Source organism: Martinezella sp. CNPSo 3732 (assembly GCF_057784515.1).
In genome coordinates this window covers 151,854-169,916 of sequence record NZ_JBXSOO010000011.1, presented here as the reverse complement: position 1 = coordinate 169,916, position 18,063 = coordinate 151,854, and the positions used below count along the sequence as shown (strand labels likewise).

The following is an 18,063-nucleotide window of genomic DNA, read 5'->3' as shown; positions in this document are numbered from 1 at the left end:
TTACTCCGCCGCTTCAATCAAGGGAGCCGGAGAAAAATCCTCCGGGAAATGGGTCATCGCGCTCATCACGGGATAGGGCGTGAAGCCGCCGAGCGCGCAGAGCGAGCCGAACTTCATCGTGTTGCAGAGATCGGCAAGCAGAACCCGGTTCTTCTCGGGCTCGATGCCACGCGCGATCTTGTCGGCCGTCTCGACGCCGCGCGTCGAGCCGATGCGGCAGGGTGTGCACTTGCCACAGCTTTCGACTGCGCAGAATTCCATCGCGAACCGCGCCTGCTTCAGCATGTCGGCGGTATCGTCGAAAACGACGATACCGGCATGACCGATCAGGCCGTCCTTCGCCGCGAAGGCCTCATAATCGAACGGCGTGTCGAACAGGGTGCGCGGGAAATAGGCGCCGAGCGGCCCACCCACCTGCACGGCCTTGACCGGCCGCCCTGTCGCCGTGCCGCCGCCGATCCGGTCGACGATGTCACCGAGCGAAAGGCCGAAGGCCGTCTCGTAAAGGCCGCCGTGCTTGACGTTACCGGCGATCTGCAGCGGGATCGTGCCGCGCGACCGGCCCATGCCGAAATCGCGGTAGAAGGTAGCACCCTTGTCCATGATGATGGGGACGGAAGCGAGCGAGATCACGTTGTTGATGACGGTAGGACAGTTGAACAGGCCCTTATGCGCCGGCAGCGGCGGCTTGGCGCGTACGATGCCGCGCTTGCCCTCAAGGCTGTTCAAGAGCGCCGTTTCCTCGCCGCAGACATAGGCGCCCGCACCGGTGCGGATTTCCATATCGAACGCCTTGCCAGAACCAAGCACGGATGCCCCAAGAATACCGGCTTTACGGGCGATCTCCACCGCTTCAATCATCGCGGCAATCGCATGCGGATATTCCGAGCGCGTATAGACGAAGCCCTTGGTCGCACCGGTCGCGAGGCCTGCAATCGCCATGCCTTCGATCAGCACGAAGGGATCGCCCTCCATGATCATCCGGTCGGCGAAAGTGCCGCTATCGCCTTCGTCGGCATTGCAGACGATGTATTTGCGTGTCCCCGGCGCATCGAGCACCGTTTTCCACTTGATGCCGGTCGGGAAGCCCGCACCGCCACGGCCGCGCAGGCCGGAATCGGTGACTTCCTTGACGATATCGCCAGCCGCCATATCGATGGCGCGGCGCAGACCTTTCAGGCCGCCATGGGCTTCATAATCCTGCAGCGAAAGCGGGTCGGTAATGCCGCAGCGGGCGAAGGTCAGGCGGGTCTGTTCTTTGAGGAATGGGAGGTTTTCCACCTCCCCAAGACAGAGCGGATGCGCGCCACCTTCGGCGAGCCCGGCGTCAAAGAGCGCCGCGACATCCTTTGCCTTCACCGGTCCATAGCCGATGCGCTTACCGCCAATCTCGACTTCGACCAGGGGCTCAAGCCAGAACATGCCGCGCGAGCCGTTGCGCACGATGCGCGCATCGAGCCCACGCTTGGCGATTTCCTGCGCGAGCGATTTCGCCACTTTCTCCGCACCAAGCGAAAGGGCGGCCGCATCGCGGGGAATATAGATGGTGAGGGTCATTGGCGCGCCTCCTTGACAAGGTCGTCGGCGCTTTCGTCGTCGAGCCGTCCATAGAGTTCGCCGTCGAGCATCGCAGCCGGCGCGCAAGCGCAAAGCCCGAGACAGTAGACCGGCTCCAGCGTCACGCTGCCATCGAGCGTGGTCTGATGGAAATCGATGCCCAGGAGCTCCTTGATACGCTCGGCAAGCGCATCGCCTCCCGTCGACTGACAGGCCTCGGCGCGACAGAGCTTCAGAACATGCCGGCCGGCAGGATGATCGCGATAGTCATGATAGAAGGTCATGACGCCATGCACTTCGGCGCGCGAGAGGTTCAGCGCCTTGGCGATTAGCGGCAGCGCATCCTGCGGCACATAGCCGAATTCCTCTTGAATCCCGTGCAGGATCGGCAAAAGCGGCCCTTCCATCGATTTCATGCTATCGATGATGGTGCCGGCCCGGGTTGCGATATCGCCCGCGGCCTGATTCAAACTCATTAGCAGCCTCCCGCGCATAGCTCCGAAGATCGAAGGCGAATCTTCGGAAAAGGCCTATGCGGCATTTCCTCCTGGCGCACGATCGACACGCCACAGTGATAAGCTCGCAGGGAGACGACTAGGGATCAATAAGGCAGTCCCGTCGCGTGATAGAAAATTTCTATCGACTTCTATTCTCTTCCGCGAGCAATCTCGCCTCGTGCAACAAGGCAGACACGAGCGGCGTAAAGGGTTCACGATGTGTGGCGACCAGGCCGACAAGATGCTCGGCGTCAGGCTCCGTGATCGGGATCTTATGAATATCCGCCGGAAAACCGAATGAATCGGCAATATTCTTCGGCATAATGCTCGCCCAGCGCCCGGTCTGCACATGCGAAAACAGCACGATCATCGAATTGGATTCCAGCGTCGGCCTGGCCGTTGCGCCCGCCTCGGCAAGATGCCGGTTGATGATGCGGCGATTCTGCATGTCGGCAGTCAATAGACAAAGCCGAAGATCGCCGACCTCTTTCCAGGTGACCGTCTCACGCTCGGAAAACGGGCTGCCTGCCGCGGTGATGAGGTGATAGCGCTCGGCATAGAGCGGCACGCTGGTGACGCGGCCGAGCGGCTCGTTTTCCAGATAGGTAATGCCGGCATCGATCTCGAGATTTTCCAGCAGGCTCAGAACCTGCAGCGAATTACGCGATAAAATGGAGAAGGTGACATCCGGATGCCTTTCCTGGAAAGGCGTGGTGATTTTCTGCACCATGGCAAGCGCCGTCGGAATGGCGGCGATCCGAATATGGCCGGCAAGGCCCTTGCGCGCAGCCCGCATCTCCTCGCGCATAGTGCGGCTGTCGCCGACGATGCGGCGGGCCCATTCCAAGACACGCTGGCCCTCGGGCGTCAGTCCCTGAAAGCGCGAACCACGGCTGACAAGCATCACGCCGAGCTGGTCCTCCAGCTGGCGGATCGCCGCAGACAGGGTCGGCTGCGTCACGCCGCATTCTTCCGCGGCGCGGCCAAAATGCTTCTGATTGGCCAGCGCTATGAAGAATTCCAGCTTGTCGATCATCCCGCTCTCCCGCGACGAAAGAGTTAGACCGGCAGCATGGCGAGCGCAACATGCAAAGCGGCTTCAGGGATCAGCGATCGGTCTGACAGAAAGCCTTCTGCAGCGAATCGACGACGGCGCAGATTTCCGACCGCGCAACGGCATAATGGATGAGACGTCCTTCGCGGCGCGTATCGACCAGCTTGTCCAGACGAAGGCGCGCCAAATGCTGCGACACGACGGCCTGCGGCAGATCAAGAAGAGCCTCGAGTTCCATCACCGTTTTCTCGTGCCTGGCTAGCATAAAGAGAATTGTCAGGCGCGTCTCATGCGATAGTGCTTTCAACAGGGCGCTCGACTTTCGCGCCCTGTCGGTCATTTCCTCAACATCATGTTCCGCTGCACCGCCCTGCGGTAGAGACGACGACATATCACAGCCTCTAATAAGAATCCCCCAGGGAATGTTTATAATATTATCAAATCAGAAGCTGATTCAAAAAAGACGCGGAAAACCAAAAAAGGTCCGTTTTATCAGCAGATAAGCTGCCCGCCATTGATCTCGATGACCTGCCCGGTGATGTAGCCGGAAAGCAGGGGCGCTGCGAGAAAGAGATAGGCGGGCGCGCAATCTTCGGGGGTGCCCAGGCGCTGAAGCGGGATCGATTTGCGCGTCTGCTCCAGCTTCTCTCTCGATGAATAACGCTCATGAAAATCAGTCGCTATCGTGCCGGGGGAGACGCAATTCACTCGGATGCCGTCAGGCGCCAGCTCGCGCGCCAACCCTTTCGAGTAGGTCGCGACAAAGGCCTTCGAAGCGGAATAAATCGCCGATCCTGGGCTGCCGCCGGTCAGCGCCGAAATCGAAACCGTGTTGACGATCGCGGCCTGCCCGGCTGCCCGCAGCAGCGGCAACAGCCCTCTCGTCACTTCCATGACGGAAGTCTGATTGAGATGAACGATCTGCTCGTATTGTTCGTCCGTCAGTTCGCCGGCGGGAAATCGCCCGACCATGGTGCCGGCATTGTTGACCAGCACGTCGATGCGGTCGAAACGCTCGCCGGCAGCGCTGACGAAATCGTGCGTGCCATTGCCGGTGGCGAAATCGCCGGCAATGAGAAAGGCGCGGCGCTCGGCCTCCGCTTCCATCAGGAAATCGGGCAATTGGCGACCGGCATCGCGGCCGACATGAACAAGGACATGAGCGCCGCAATCGAGGAACTGGCGCGCGACCTCCAGCCCGATGCCACGACCGGCGCCGGTGACCACGACGTTGCGATTGTCGAATAGCTTCGGATGAAACACGATGACCTCCCCAACCACACTATTCGCGTGCCGGTAATTGCGGAATTTTCACTTTACCATATGATGACGAAAAAACGAAAGAAAGGGAGCGAAAACCATGTTCCTGTCCGGGCGTCAGACAGAGATCCTCGACATCGCCAAGGCGGAGGGGCGAGTGCTTGTGGAGGAGCTCGCGCTGCGCTTCTCGGTCACGCCGCAGACCATTCGCAAGGACCTGAACGATCTCTGCGACGGGCGCGTACTCTCGCGCGTGCATGGCGGCGCAATCTTTCCCGGCGGAACCGAGAACGTGAAATATGAGGCGAGACGGTCTATTGCCGCGCCCGAAAAGCATGCGATCGGCCGTGCTGCGGCGAGCCTGATCCCCAACAATAGCTCGCTTTTCATCAACATCGGCACGACGACGGAAGCCGTCGGCGAGGCACTCCTTGGCCACCACGAACTAATGGTAATCACCAATAATATCAATGTCGCCAATAAGTTACGAATTTTCCCGTCCATCGAAGTGGTGATTTCCGGCGGCGTCGTACGCGGCTCCGATGGCGGTATCGTCGGTGAAGCCGCCGTCGATTTCATCAAGCAGTTCAAAGTGGATTATGCCGTCATCGGCGCCTCTGCCATCGATCCCGACGGCGCGCTTCTGGATTTCGACTTTCGCGAAGTGAAAGTCGCACAGGCCATCATCGCCAATGCCCGGCACGTCATACTCGTTGCCGACAGCACCAAGTTCGAACGAACCGCCCCGGTTCGCATTGGTCATCTCTCGCAAGTCCACACCTTCGTCACGGACGAATGCAGCATCGAATCCGTGCGCTCCATCGCCGCGGAACATGACGTGCATCTCGTTGAAACCGCTCGCAGATCAGTCTGACCGGCGCACTTTCCGTCAAGAAACGTTCGTTTGACATTCGTATCTGTTTCGTTTTAGATGGATTAGTTTCGATTTTCCATCTTCAGGGGATGGCTGACCTTTGCGGAGGGGCGGGTGAGCGAGCAGGTCTACGACATTTTCGTTATCGGCGGCGGCATCAATGGCTGCGGCATCGCCCGCGACGCCACGGGGCGCGGCTACAAGGTCGCGCTTGCCGAGATGAACGACTTCGCCTCCGGCACGTCGTCGGGCGCCACAAAGCTCATCCATGGCGGCCTGCGCTACCTCGAACATTACGAATTCCGCCTCGTGCGCGAATCGCTGATGGAGCGCGAGGTGCTCTGGGCCATGGCGCCGCACATCATCTGGCCGATGCGCTTCGTCCTACCTTATCATAAGGGCGGCATCCGTCCGGCCTGGCTTATCCGCCTCGGCCTTTTCCTCTACGACCACCTCGGCGGACGAAAGCTGCTGCCCCCTACCGCGACGCTGGACATGAAGAAGGATCCGGCGGGCAAGCCGCTGAAGGCGCTCTTCACCAAGGCTTTCGAATATTCCGACGGCTGGGTGGATGATGCCCGCATGGTGGTATTGAATGCCCGCGATGCGGCCGACCGCGGCGCAACGATCATGCCGAGAACGAAGGTGGTCTCGGCCCGCCGCGAAGGCGCCGTCTGGGCGATCGAAACGGAGAATACGATCAACGGCGAGAAGAGCGAGTTTCGTTCGCGCATGCTGGTCAATGCCGCAGGTCCCTGGGTCGATCATGTCCTGTCCGGTACGTTCGGCAAGAACCAGGTGCACAATGTCCGTCTCGTTCAGGGCAGCCATATCGTCGTGCGCAAGAAGTTCGATGATCCCCGCGCCTATTTCTTCCAGAACCCGGACAACCGCATCATCTTCGCCATTCCCTACGAGCAGGATTTCACGCTGATCGGCACCACAGATCGCGACTACAAGGACGATCCGAGGGATGTGAAAATCACCGAGGGGGAAACCACCTATCTCTGCAACGCCGCCAGCGAATATTTCAAGGAGCCGGTAAAGCCCGAGGATATCGTCTGGACCTATTCGGCCGTCCGCCCGCTCTATGACGATGGCGCATCGAAAGCGCAGGAAGCCACACGCGACTACGTTCTCAAGGTCGAGGGCGAAGAGGGCCAGGCGCCGCTGCTCAACGTCTTCGGCGGCAAGCTTACCACCTATCGCCGCCTGGGCGAACATGCGCTGGAAAAGATCGGCGAAGCCATCGGCCTCAAGGGTAAACCCTGGACTGCCGGCAGCTCGCTGCCCGGCGGCGATTTTCCGGTTCGCGGCTATGAGGCCGAAGTCACCAAGCTCAAGGCGCGTTACCCCTTCCTTGCCGATCCGCATGCCCGCCGGCTCATCCGCCGCTACGGCACGCGCGCTGCCATGATCCTGGGCAATGCCAAGACGATCGCCGATCTCGGCCGGTGTTTCGGAAGTGATCTCTATGAGGCGGAAGTACGGTATCTGATCGAACAGGAATGGGCCTATAGCGCAACAGATATCCTATGGCGCCGTTCCAAGAAGGGCCTCTACCTCTCGAAGGAAGAAGCCGCAGCGCTCGACAGCTATATGGCAGAGACCCACGTCCACGCCTGAGCAGCCAATTCACTCTCCGGGATCGAGCAGCCGCGGGCCTACGCCTTCCTCGGAAAGCTGATCCCAGGGATTGCGCAAGGGACAGCTATCGAGCGAAAGGCAGCCGCAGCCGATGCAGCTGTCCAGCTGATCGCGAAGTCCCTGCAGGCGCTTGATGCGGGCGTCGAGATCATCCTTCCATAGCTCCGAAAGCGCCTTCCAGTCGGATGCCATCGGCGTGCGACCCTGCGGCAGCGATTGAAGAGCTGCCTGAACCTCAGCAAGCGGAATGCCGACGCGTTGGGCCACCTTGATGACAGAGACTCGCCGCAGCACTTCGCGAGGATAGCGCCGCTGATTGCCGCTGCTGCGATGGCTCTCGATCAGGCCTTTCGCTTCATAGAAATGCAGCGCCGATACAGCCACGCCGCTGCGTGCGGCCACCTCGCCGACCGTCAGCAGCTTCGGAAATTGAGCCGGATCGATTTTTCCCATTTTCGCTATTGACCTCAACTTTACTTGAGGTTTTATAACCCTGGCTCCGAACCGCGTAAAGCAGGAGCATGACATGACAGAAAGAACCCGGCTGGCGATCATCTACGGCAGCACGCGCCCGGGCCGGCTGTGCGACCGGGTGGTCAACTGGGTCGCCCGCGAATTGGCGCACTATCCGCTCATCGACATCGACCTGATCGATCCTCTCGAATTCGATCTGCCTTTCGCGCACAACCGCGAGCATCCCGGCGTCGCCGCCCTATCGGAGCGGCTTTCGGATGCCGATGCCTTCATCGTGGTCACGCCGGAGTACAATCACAGTTTCACCGCCTCGCTGAAATTCGTGCTCGATCTCGTCTATGAGCCCTGGCATGGCAAACCCGTCGCCTTCGTCTCCTATGGCGGCATCTCCGGCGGCTTGCGCGCGGTGGAACAGTTGCGGCTCGTCTTTGCCGAACTGCATACGGTCACCGTGCGCGATACGGTGAGCTTCGCCAATCCCTGGGGCAGATTTGCCGAGGATGGCACGCTGGAAGACCCGCTCGATGCCAGAAAATCGCTTGTCCTCATGATTGCGCGGCTGACGTGGTGGAGCAACGCCCTGAAGCCGGCTCGCACGACACGCCCTTACCGCTCCGCCGCCGCCTGATCCTTATCCCGAACATAGGAATCCGATCTCTCGTTTCTGGCAGGTGCGGGAGATCGGTTCGACGCCCGGACCCGGCACCACGGGTCCGGGCGTCCTGCCTTCAAGGATCACGCTTGCCGAAACCGCCGCAATGACCTAACGCAATAGAGGGAGATCTCGGGCGGATACGGGAATGGAGAACGCCAAGCGGCTGGGAGGAGCGGATTTCATGCGCGCTGTCGCATGCTTGATGGTGCTTGCTCACCATCTCGTGCTCCGAATGAATTTCTACAAGATCCCACCGGATCTGGACATGACCTTCATAATCGCGCGCTTCGGCAATCACGGCGTCTCGGTCTTCTTCGTGCTCAGCGGCTTTCTCCTTGCACGCCCCTTCTGGCTGGCGCTGGATAGAGCCCAACCCTTACCTTCGCTGAAGATCTATGCCATGCGCCGTGCCGCACGCATCCTGCCGGGCTTTTGGTTTGCCCTGACGGTCGGCTTCCTGATCAGCTTCACGATCTATGGCTTTCCGCTGGACGCGGAACTGGTTGGCCGCTACGTCTCCGGTTTCTTCCTGATGAGCCAATGGCATTGGCGCACCTTTTTCCCGGTGCAGGGCGATGGGCCTTTATGGTCGATCCCCTTCGAGACGACTTGCTATGTTCTCCTGCCGATCGGTTTCCTGCTGCTGTTTCATCCGAAACTGAGATCGCGTTCCATGCTCGTTAGCCGCCTGCTCTGGATCGGCATTATCGCCATGTCTTTGGTCTGCCATTGGCTCGTGGTGACCTATTTACCGACCGACAATGTCGGGCGAGGATGGCAATATGGCTTCCAGGGCGGCGCCAAGGAATGGATGCCGCGCTACAACCCGGTCGGCTTCTTCGCGATATTCGCGATCGGGGCGCTGGCTGCCGGCATCCAGACCATCCTCCCGCCTCGGCGCTCGGTGTTCTACGACGTCATCGGTGCACTCGCGATCGTCATGGGCGTGTGGCAGCTGCCGCAGTCGATCGGCGGCGCAGCGGAGGGCTATGCGTGGCTCGGCATTCCCTATCAATTCCCGCTGCTGCCCCTCGCGGTCGCGATCGCCCTTTGCGCGCTTCCTCAATCGCTATTGCTGGCAAAGCTGCTCGATAATCCTGTGTGCCGTTATGTCGCCACTGTCTCCTTCGGCGTCTACATCTGGCAGGATATCGTGCTGACCTTGATGCCGCAGCTCTTTCCCTCATCCTTCGGCGCAGGCTCCGACGACGTTCTCGGCGGCTGGATAATTTCAAGCCTCATCGCAACCGCCATCATTTTTGCCATCGGCACGCTGAGCTATGTCCTGCTCGAACGCCCTGTCATTCAATGGGCGCGGACGCGTGAAAACAAAGTCATGCGACCAGCCACGGCGTAATGTAGGGCCATCACATGTGAGGCATGTCAGAGCAGCAGTTCCTTCTCCCCTCGGGGAGAAGGAGGACGCGGCAACGACTTCACTTCACATTCGATTGCCTAATGCGCGATAGCACGAGGACAGATATCGCCTCGAATTCCGCAAGCGCCTTTAGATTCGCGTCGCCTTCAGCCGCTCCTCGTCAAGGACGATGCCGAGCCCCGGTGCGCCCCCCAGATCCAGCCAGCCGGCATCGTGCTTGAGCGGCGACGCCATCGGATAGTCGCGACGGGCCTCGCTCCACTCCGGATTGTCATAGGGATATTCGAGCCAGGCGGCATCGGCGACGCCGGCGGTCAGATGCGCATTGGCAAGAACCCCGATGCCGTTCGTCCAGGAATGCGGCGTGAACTGCACGCCCGCCTCGCGCGCCTGATAGACCAGCCGCCGGCAACCGGTGATACCGCCGACAAGCGCGACATCCGGCTGGATAACGTCGAAAGCGCGCTCCTCGATGATATCGCGAAACTCGTAGAGCTCGCGCGTCATCTCGCCGCCGGCGATCCGGACCGACGTTGCCTGTTTCAACTCTTTCATGCCCTTGCGGTCGGAGCGGTGAAGCGGCTCTTCCATCCAGTAGACGCCGAGCCGCTCCAGCTCCCTGGCGACAGCAAGCGCATCCTTGAAGGTCCATGGCAAGGTCGTATCCCAGGGCATTCGCCAACCCTGATTGCAGTCGACCATCAGCTCCAGCCGGTCGCCGACGCGGGCGCGGATCGCTTCCAAGGCCTTGACGTCTTCGCGCCAGCCGCCACGACCGCCCGACGACGAGGAGAAGCGCACCTTCATGGCCGGGAAGCCTTCGTCGATATAACGCTCGGCCTGATCCGCCATGGCCGAGGGCTCGCGCAACACGCCGGAGGACGCATAGAGCCGCACGCGGCTGGCGCGCCCGCCGAGCATCCGCCAGACCGGCTCGCCGGTGATCTTCCCGGAGAGATCCCACAGCGCCAGATCCATTGGCCAGCAGCGGCCATAGTGGAAGTTGATGTGCGACAGGACTTCGTAATGGCGTTCGACATGCCGCGGATCCTGTCCGATGAACAGATCCTCATGCCCCTCGAAACCCTTCATCAGGTCGCCGGAGCCAATACCTTCGCGCCCCTCATCGTCTCGGACGCGCACGATGGTCGCATCGAAATGCTTTCGTGGGCGGCCATCCCAACTCGCCTTGAATGCCGGATCGAGCGGCAGGCGGTGATGGGTGATCTCGATGGAAACGATCTTGCTCATGGTCGTGCCTCCCCGCAAACCTCAGCCGAACTGCTGCCAAATGGTCTTGTAGTCGCAATATTTGTCGATCGCATGCACCGAGCGGTCGCGGCCAAAACCGGACTGTTTGAAACCGCCGAACGGCGTCGCGAAGTTCGACATATCGTAAGTGTTGATCCACACCGTACCCGCATGGATCTCTTCGGAAAAGCGGTGGGCGCGATCCATATCCTTGGTAAAGACGGCCCCGGCCAACCCGTAGATCGTGTCGTTGGCGATCTTCAGCGCCTCCTCCTCGGTATCGAAAGGAATGGCGGCCAGCACCGGGCCAAAGATTTCCTGCCGCGCCAGGCTCATGTCATTAGTCATGTCGACGAAGACGCCCGGCGAGACATAATAGCCACCGGTTTCGCTCAAGACGCGTTCGGCCCCGAAGGCACGGCGCGCGCCCTCCTTCTCGCCGGCCGCGATCATCGCCAGCACCTTGATCATATGCTCTTCTTCGATCAGGGCGCCGATCTGCGCCGAGGGATCAAGCGGATGCTTGAGCGCGATATCGGAGCGGGTGACAGCCTCGATCTTCTCGATCAGTTTGTCCTGCACCGAGCGTTGAACGATGAGGCGCGTCGAGGCATGGCAGGTTTCGCCGGAATTGTAGAAACAGCCCCAGGCAGCCGCGACAGCGGCGGCATCGAGATCGGCATCTTCGAAGACGACCAGCGGCGACTTGCCGCCGAGCTCCAGCGCCACACGCTTGACGTTCGATTGCGCCGCATAGCCCATGATCAGCTTGCCGACTTCGGTGGAGCCCGTAAAGGCGATCATGTCGACATCCATGTGCAGCGCCAGCGGCTTGCCGGTCTCTTCGCCGTAACCCGTGACGACGTTGAAGACGCCAGCCGGCAGGCCGGCTTCGATCGCGAGCTCGGCGAGGCGGATCGCCGAAAGCGAGGATTGTTCGGCCGGCTTCAACACGACGGAATTGCCGGCAGCAATCGCCGGCCCGAGCTTCCAGGCATCGATGATCATCGGATAGTTCCAGGGCGTGATCGCGCCGATGACGCCGAGCGGCACCTTGCGCACTAGCGCGCGTGCATTCGGACCGGTCGGCGCAATCTCGTCATACATCTTGTCGATCATCTCGCCGTAGAACTGGATGCCGTCGGCGCAGAGGCGCACGTCAACCGTCAGCGACGCCATGACCGGCTTGCCGACATCGATCGTCTCCAGCATGGCCAGCTCGTCGCCGTGGGCGCGAATGAGATCGGCCCATTTCAGCATGATCTTCTTCTTTTCCAGCGGCTCCTTCTTGCGCCAGATGCCGCTTTCGAAGGCAGCGCGAGCTGAGGCAACGGCAGCATCGACATCGGCTGCATTGCCGCGCGCAAGCTGCGCACCCGTTTTGCCATCCATCGGCCGGATACGGGTGAAAGTTTCGCCTGAAGCGGCGGCATGATGCGAGCCGTCGATGAAATGACGACCTTCTGGCTTGAGGTCGGAAAGAACGCTCTCCCAATAGTCGCGCGTGTAATTCTTGGTCATCTCAGATTCCTTTCGGCAGCGCCATGACGACGGCGGCAAAGCGATCGATATCGGCATCCGTCACGTCGCGGATCGTCGATCGCCGCATGGGCTGGTTTTCGGTCGCCCGCATCTCGCGGGCGAGATCGGAGGCATCGAACGGTTTGAAGGCAGCCGGCAGCGCGCGAACGATACCGCAGCGGTCCATCCAGTTTGAAACGAAAGCGGGCAGCTCGGCGGCACTCTCGACGCCGCAGGCCTTGGCGGCGGCATTGAGATCTGCCGTATCCGCTTCGACGAGCCACGGAAGCGTCGCCTCGAAGCCGAGCGCGGTTGCAAGCCCATGATGGACGGGACCAAGGCCCGCCAGCGCATGGCTGATATTGTGGGCGATCGCCGTGCCGCAATTGTCGATGGCAATGCCGGCAAAGCAGGAACCGAGCAGCACGTCGCCGCGCGCCGTCATATCATCGGGATGCTTGACGGCCGTCTCCAGCGCACCAGTCAGCAGCCGCAGCGCCTGATGCGCATAGAATTGCGCGCCGCGATGGGTGTTGCGGTTCGTCGCCGCTTCAAAGGCATGAATGAAGGCGTCCAGGCCGCACCACGCCGTCAGGCTGGCGGGCAAGGTTTTCGTCAGCGCCGGATCGAGAATGACGAGATCGGCCTTCGTCTCCGGTCCCCAGATCCAGAGCTTCTTGCCCTCAGGCCCCGCGAAGATATTCGTCGCCGATGTTTCCGAGCCCGTGCCGGCCGTTGTGGGTATCATGATCTTCTTCAGCGGATTCTTCGGCAACGGGTTGGCGGCCAGCGCATAATGCATCGGATCTTCGCCCGAAGCGATGCAGCAGGCGACGATCTTGCCGATATCGAGCGCCGAGCCGCCGCCGATGCCGATCACCATATCCGCCCCCTGCCCGGCTTCGATCGCCGCATGCAGATGCGCAAGTTTTGGCTCGCCGGCAAAATCGGAAAAGACCAACGTCTTCACGCCCGTTTCGGCGAGCTCAGCGCCGATCTTGGCGGCAAGACCGGAGTGCGCCAGGAAGGCATCGATGACAAGCAAAACCGTGCCAACGCCATCGAAGGATTTGACCGCAGCGGGAAGGCCGGAGAGCGCACCCTCGCCGAAACGAATGTCTGGAATGGCGGAAACGGAAAAGGACACGCGGGATCCCCTTTGGAGGAGCGGCTGATTTGATACCCACGATCCTGCATCACAATTTCAGATCTTCAAATCCGGGCAATTATCGGGAATATTGATGATCTGAAGTCATGGAGGGGAGATGCTAGAGAAAATACCGCTGGAAGCCTTCCGCGTGTTCGATGCGGCCGCGCGCGCCATGAATTTTTCCCGCGCCGGCCGCGAACTGAATATCACCCAGGCGGCCGTTAGTCGCCGCATCAAGGGGCTCGAGGATCATCTCGGCGCGACACTCTTTACCCGCCGCGGTCGAAATCTCGCACTGACGCCGGACGGCGAGCGGCTGTTTCAGCGCGTGCGGGCTACGCTGGAATATCTGGAGGAAAGCCTGGAGCCCTTTCGTGCCGGCACCGGCGAAATCATCTCGATTGCAGCGAGCGGCTCGATCTCGCATCTCTGGCTCGGACAGCGCCTCCGGGATTTCGGCAAGGAAAGCCCCGGCATCTCCGTGCGCCTGCTGACGACGGATGTGCACTCCGAACTCGCCTCTGAGAACAATGATCTCATCATCATCTATTCCACCGGAGAACATCCGCGCTGGAGCCTGACGCCACTTTTCAACGAGGTGCTGGTCCCGGTCGCCTCGCCGGATTATCTGGCAGCCCGCAGCTTGGACCCGCAGACACTGACGGCGGTCGACATTGCCGGTCTCGATCTCATTGATTACGAGCGCGCCAACGCCCACTGGATCAGCTTCCGCCAGTGGTTCGGCCGCGTCGGCGACCCGCTGAAGGGCAAGCTGCCGCGACCGCGCCTGTCCTTCTCGACCTATATCATGGCAGTAGAAGCGGCCCTCAGGGGTGAAGGCATAGCGCTCGGCAGCCTCGGCCTCATCGAGGAGCATCTGCAGTCCGGCGCACTCGTCACCGTTGGCAACGATCGCGTCGAGAGCGGCTTCGGCTATTATCTCGGCGCGCCGCGCTTTCGCGCACTTTCCTCAGAGGCGGCGCAACTGCACCGGTTTCTGCTGGATGACAATCGCTGATATCGCGATCTCGAATTCGGCCGATGATTGGAAAGATCTAAAGCCATTTGTGGTCCGCCAACGCACCGTGAAAGCTACCTGAGGTGCATTTTCGGCCTATTGCAACCGATCTATTTCGCAGCCATATACATATACAGTTCGTACTGGGCTTAATCCGGTGCAACGTGCAAGATGCTTGCCCCCGGCTCGCAATGAGTGCCGGATGTTTTCCTTATTTCCTGGCGCGAGGCGGATTCGATGATGGACAATCAACAACGGCTTGGCGCAGCGCCGTATGTCATAGCGGGATTTTCATTCTTTCCTCTCTTGGGCGTTCCGTTTGGTATCGCGGCAATTCTCTGGGGATTGCTGACCAAGAAGAAAGGTCGAGGACTATTGGTCGTTCTCGGCGCGGGTGGAATACTCGTCACCATAGGCCTGTACGGTGGTCTTTATTACAAAGGGTTTGTCGAGCGGGGCGGGATTGCGGACGACCTAAAGAAGAGGCTCGCATTGCAGACCCTCGACAATCTGGTTTCGACGGTAGAGCTCTATAGACTGCAGCATGGATCCTATCCGAGTTCGCTCGATGAACTTCAAAAGGCCGTACCGAAAGGCAATGCAGTTTTTATCAACGACCCATTCCAACTCGGAGCTTCGAAAGATCAGGAGCCTTTCTATTATCAGCGTGTGGAGAGCGATCACTACTATCTGCGCAGCATCGGTCCAGACGGCATGCCATTCACGGCCGATGACATAGTTCCAGATGTTACCAATCCATCCGGCAGGCTGGGGCTACTGATTGACAAAAGCCAATGACATCATGGGCAGATGACATCGCGACAAAATCAAATGAGAAACAAAAAAGCGGCCCATAGGACCGCTTTCATCTCACTCATCGATGTTTGGATCTCATCAATCCTGCGTGATCGAACCGCGCAGATGCGAGAGTTCCATGATGAAGTGCTCCAGGCGCGACTTATGCTCGTGATGCTCGGCATCTTCGAGCTCGGCCTTGGCGGCATTGATGCGGCGGTCCAGCTCGTCGCGGCTCATGTCTTCTACCGGAACGGCGGATTCGGCCAGCAGCGTGCAGCCGGTCGGCAGGATGTCGGCAAAGCCGCCGAAAACGACGTAGTCCTGCTTCTTGCCCGAAGCCGAATGCACCTTGACGACACCAGGCTTGATCGTGGTCATGGTCGGCGCATGGTTCGCCATGACGGTCATCTCGCCTTCGCTGGCGGGGATGACGACATCGATGACCTGTTCCGACAGCAGCAGGCGCTCCGGAGAAACCAGTTCGAAATTGAAATTGTCAGCCATGACCCGTCACTTCTCGATTGTCTTATTCGCAAGGCAAGGGCGCGCGGGCAATGCCGCGCGCCAATGGATTGGCCTGATTAGGCAGCCAGCTTCTTGGCCTTTTCGATCGCTTCTTCGATCGAGCCAACCATGTAGAAGGCAGCTTCCGGCAGGTGGTCGTATTCGCCGTTGACGAGACCCTTGAAGCCCTTGATCGTGTCTTCGAGCGCGACGAGCTTACCCGGCGAGCCGGTGAAGACTTCGGCGACGAAGAACGGCTGCGACAGGAAGCGCTCGATCTTGCGGGCGCGGGCAACAGCCAGCTTGTCGTCTTCGGACAATTCGTCCATGCCCAGGATGGCGATGATGTCCTGCAGGGCCTTGTAGCGCTGCAGCGTCGACTGAACCTTACGAGCAATTTCGTAGTGCTCTTCGCCGACGACCAGCGGGTCGAGCATGCGCGAGGTGGAGTCGAGCGGGTCGACTGCCGGGTAGATGCCTTTTTCAGCGATCGAGCGCGACAGAACCGTCGTTGCGTCCAGGTGGGCGAACGAGGTTGCCGGTGCCGGGTCGGTCAAGTCGTCGGCCGGAACGTAAATGGCCTGAACCGAGGTGATCGAGCCCGTCGTCGTCGTGGTGATGCGTTCCTGCATCTGGCCCATGTCGGTGGCGAGCGTCGGCTGATAGCCCACGGCCGAAGGAATACGGCCGAGCAGAGCCGACACTTCCGAACCTGCCTGGGTGAAGCGGAAGATGTTGTCGACGAAGAACAGAACGTCCTGGCCTTCATCGCGGAAGTTTTCAGCAACAGTCAGACCGGTCAGAGCGACACGAGCGCGGGCGCCCGGCGGTTCGTTCATCTGGCCGTAAACGAGCGCAGCCTTGGAACCTTCGCCGCCGCCGTGCTTGTTGACGCCCGATTCGATCATTTCGTGGTAAAGGTCGTTGCCTTCGCGGGTACGTTCACCCACGCCTGCGAACACCGAGTAACCACCGTGCGCCTTGGCGACGTTGTTGATCAGTTCCATGATGAGAACGGTCTTGCCGACGCCTGCACCGCCGAAGAGGCCGATCTTGCCGCCCTTTGCGTAAGGGGCGAGCAGATCGACGACCTTGATGCCGGTGACGAGGATCTGCGCTTCCGTGGACTGCTCGACGTAGGACGGAGCATCCTGGTGGATGGCGCGCTTCTTGGATGTGTTCAGCGGACCTGCTTCGTCGACCGGCTCGCCGATGACGTTCATGATGCGGCCGAGCGTCTCATGTCCGACCGGAACCGAGATCGGCGCGCCCGTGTCCTTGACCGGCTGGCCGCGAACGAGACCTTCGGTCGAGTCCATGGCGATGGTGCGGACGGAATTTTCGCCGAGGTGCTGTGCGACTTCGAGAACCAGACGATTGCCGTTATTGTCGGTCTCAAGCGCGTTCAGGATCGCCGGGAGATCGCCGTCGAAAGCAACGTCCACAACGGCGCCGATAACCTGAGTAACCTTACCGACAGAACCTGCGGGGGTAGCTGCGTCAGCCATTTTCTTACCCTCTTTTCCCTAACCTCAGAGCGCTTCCGCGCCCGAAATGATTTCAATCAATTCCTTGGTGATCTGTGCCTGGCGCTGACGGTTGTAGTTCAGCGTCAGCTTGTTGATCATCTCACCAGCGTTGCGCGTCGCATTGTCCATCGCGCTCATCTTGGCACCCATCTCGCCGGCGACGTTTTCGAGCAACGCGCGGAAGATCTGGACAGAGATGTTGCGCGGGATCAGGTCCGCGAGGATCGAAGCCGCATCCGGCTCGTATTCATACACAGCGCCCTTGTGGGCCGCATCTTCTTCGACGACGGCGGGAGCCGAAGCCGGAATAAGCTGCTGCGCCGTCGGGATCTGGCTGATCACCGACTTGAATTCGGAATAGAACAGCGTGCAGACATCGAATTCGCCGGCTTCGAACATCTCGATGATGCGCTTGCCGATGGCGTCGGCATTGTCGAAGCCGATGCGCTTGACGTCGCGCAGTTCCTTGCGCTCGACGATCAGCGAAGCATATTCGCGGCGAAGGACGTCGTAGCCCTTCTTGCCGACGGTGAAGATCTTCACCGTCTTGCCTTCGGCCAGAAGCTTGCGGGCATGGTCGCGGGCAAAGCGCGAAATCTGCGAGTTGAAGCCGCCGCAAAGGCCGCGTTCGGCCGTGCAGACGACGAGCAGATGCACATCGCTCTTGCCGGTTCCGGTCATCAGCAACGGCGCGCCGTCGGCATCGCTGACGGCAGCCGAAATGTTGGCCAGAACAGCGGCCATGCGCTGCGAGTAAGGCCGGGCGGCCTCGGCCGCCTCCTGCGCACGCCGAAGCTTCGCCGCGGCGACCATTTTCATCGCCTTGGTGATCTTCTGCGTCGCCTTGACGGAGGCGATCCGGTTTTTCAGATCCTTGAGTGAAGGCATCCTTGGTC

Annotated in this window: 18 protein-coding genes; 6 read left to right on the top strand and 12 right to left on the bottom strand. The window is 60.4% G+C overall.

Annotated elements, in window-relative coordinates:
• The 5 genes from AC13RM_RS19105 to AC13RM_RS19085 all read right to left on the bottom strand — a co-directional run bounded on the left by AC13RM_RS19105 (nt 1) and on the right by AC13RM_RS19085 (nt 4,371).
• Nucleotides 1–1,557 carry a formate dehydrogenase beta subunit gene (locus AC13RM_RS19105; RefSeq protein ID WP_374822789.1) on the bottom strand — a complete coding sequence of 519 codons (1,557 nt, stop codon included), beginning with the start codon at nt 1,555–1,557 and terminating at the stop codon, nt 1–3.
• Nucleotides 1,554–2,033, bottom strand: coding sequence for a formate dehydrogenase subunit gamma (locus tag AC13RM_RS19100; RefSeq protein ID WP_488555424.1), 480 nt, complete (start codon nt 2,031–2,033; stop codon nt 1,554–1,556). The genes AC13RM_RS19105 and AC13RM_RS19100 overlap by 4 nt, the downstream gene beginning before the upstream one ends.
• 160 nt (nt 2,034–2,193) lie before the next feature.
• Nucleotides 2,194–3,090: a LysR family transcriptional regulator gene (locus AC13RM_RS19095; protein WP_132720648.1), complete on the bottom strand. Its 897-nt coding sequence runs from the start codon at nt 3,088–3,090 to the stop codon at nt 2,194–2,196.
• Between the two features lie 70 nt (nt 3,091–3,160).
• Nucleotides 3,161–3,499 carry an ArsR/SmtB family transcription factor gene (locus tag AC13RM_RS19090; RefSeq protein ID WP_285174606.1) on the bottom strand — a complete coding sequence of 113 codons (339 nt, stop codon included), beginning with the start codon at nt 3,497–3,499 and terminating at the stop codon, nt 3,161–3,163.
• Nucleotides 3,500–3,600: 101 nt separating this feature from the next.
• Entirely contained in the window at nt 3,601–4,371 is a 771-nt protein-coding gene (locus AC13RM_RS19085; RefSeq protein ID WP_285174604.1) for an SDR family NAD(P)-dependent oxidoreductase, read from the bottom strand.
• Nucleotides 4,372–4,468: 97 nt separating this feature from the next.
• Here AC13RM_RS19085 and AC13RM_RS19080 point away from each other — a divergent pair, with 97 nt between their 5' ends.
• On the top strand, nt 4,469–5,242 hold the full coding sequence (locus AC13RM_RS19080) for a DeoR/GlpR family DNA-binding transcription regulator (protein WP_374822802.1): 774 nt from the start codon (nt 4,469–4,471) through the stop codon (nt 5,240–5,242).
• Between the two features lie 114 nt (nt 5,243–5,356).
• Nucleotides 5,357–6,868 carry a glycerol-3-phosphate dehydrogenase gene (glpD, locus tag AC13RM_RS19075; RefSeq protein ID WP_488555423.1) on the top strand — a complete coding sequence of 504 codons (1,512 nt, stop codon included), beginning with the start codon at nt 5,357–5,359 and terminating at the stop codon, nt 6,866–6,868.
• A 9-nt stretch (nt 6,869–6,877) separates the two neighbouring features.
• Here the strand turns inward: glpD and soxR are convergent, their stop codons facing one another.
• A complete protein-coding gene (gene soxR, locus AC13RM_RS19070; RefSeq protein WP_488555422.1) occupies nt 6,878–7,342 on the bottom strand; it encodes a redox-sensitive transcriptional activator SoxR in 465 nt (154 codons plus the stop codon).
• 73 nt (nt 7,343–7,415) lie between these two features.
• Between soxR and AC13RM_RS19065 the strand changes: the two genes are divergently transcribed.
• Together AC13RM_RS19065 and AC13RM_RS19060 are read left to right on the top strand one after the other, a co-directional pair.
• On the top strand, nt 7,416–7,991 hold the full coding sequence (locus AC13RM_RS19065; protein WP_488555421.1) for an NADPH-dependent FMN reductase: 576 nt from the start codon (nt 7,416–7,418) through the stop codon (nt 7,989–7,991).
• 172 nt (nt 7,992–8,163) lie between these two features.
• Nucleotides 8,164–9,375, top strand: a complete 1,212-nt coding sequence (locus AC13RM_RS19060; protein WP_488555420.1) for an acyltransferase family protein — start codon at nt 8,164–8,166, stop codon at nt 9,373–9,375.
• Nucleotides 9,376–9,525: 150 nt separating this feature from the next.
• Here AC13RM_RS19060 and AC13RM_RS19055 read toward each other — a convergent pair whose 3' ends face one another.
• Genes AC13RM_RS19055 through AC13RM_RS19045 form a run of 3 tightly spaced genes read right to left on the bottom strand, consistent with a single transcriptional unit; the run spans nt 9,526 to nt 13,315 of the window.
• Nucleotides 9,526–10,647, bottom strand: coding sequence for a mandelate racemase/muconate lactonizing enzyme family protein (locus AC13RM_RS19055; RefSeq protein WP_113231547.1), 1,122 nt, complete (start codon nt 10,645–10,647; stop codon nt 9,526–9,528).
• Between the two features lie 21 nt (nt 10,648–10,668).
• A complete protein-coding gene (locus AC13RM_RS19050) occupies nt 10,669–12,168 on the bottom strand; it encodes an aldehyde dehydrogenase family protein (protein ID WP_113231546.1) in 1,500 nt (499 codons plus the stop codon).
• A gap of 1 nt (nt 12,169) precedes the next feature.
• On the bottom strand, nt 12,170–13,315 hold the full coding sequence (locus AC13RM_RS19045; RefSeq protein WP_488555419.1) for an iron-containing alcohol dehydrogenase: 1,146 nt from the start codon (nt 13,313–13,315) through the stop codon (nt 12,170–12,172).
• A 118-nt stretch (nt 13,316–13,433) separates the two neighbouring features.
• Between AC13RM_RS19045 and AC13RM_RS19040 the strand changes: the two genes are divergently transcribed.
• Both AC13RM_RS19040 and AC13RM_RS19035 read left to right on the top strand, forming a co-directional pair.
• Entirely contained in the window at nt 13,434–14,336 is a 903-nt protein-coding gene (locus AC13RM_RS19040; RefSeq protein WP_374822826.1) for a LysR substrate-binding domain-containing protein, read from the top strand.
• A 237-nt stretch (nt 14,337–14,573) separates the two neighbouring features.
• Entirely contained in the window at nt 14,574–15,134 is a 561-nt protein-coding gene (locus AC13RM_RS19035) for a type II secretion system protein GspG (protein ID WP_374822829.1), read from the top strand.
• 96 nt (nt 15,135–15,230) lie between these two features.
• Here the strand turns inward: AC13RM_RS19035 and AC13RM_RS19030 are convergent, their stop codons facing one another.
• From AC13RM_RS19030 to AC13RM_RS19020, 3 genes are all read right to left on the bottom strand, one after another.
• Nucleotides 15,231–15,638 (bottom strand): F0F1 ATP synthase subunit epsilon, encoded by a 408-nt coding sequence (locus AC13RM_RS19030; RefSeq protein ID WP_015341386.1) that lies wholly within the window; start codon nt 15,636–15,638, stop codon nt 15,231–15,233.
• Nucleotides 15,639–15,715: 77 nt separating this feature from the next.
• Nucleotides 15,716–17,146: a F0F1 ATP synthase subunit beta gene (gene atpD / locus AC13RM_RS19025; protein ID WP_285176742.1), complete on the bottom strand. Its 1,431-nt coding sequence runs from the start codon at nt 17,144–17,146 to the stop codon at nt 15,716–15,718.
• 24 nt (nt 17,147–17,170) lie between these two features.
• Nucleotides 17,171–18,055, bottom strand: coding sequence for a F0F1 ATP synthase subunit gamma (locus tag AC13RM_RS19020; RefSeq protein ID WP_015341388.1), 885 nt, complete (start codon nt 18,053–18,055; stop codon nt 17,171–17,173).
• Nucleotides 18,056–18,063: the final 8 nt, after the last annotated feature.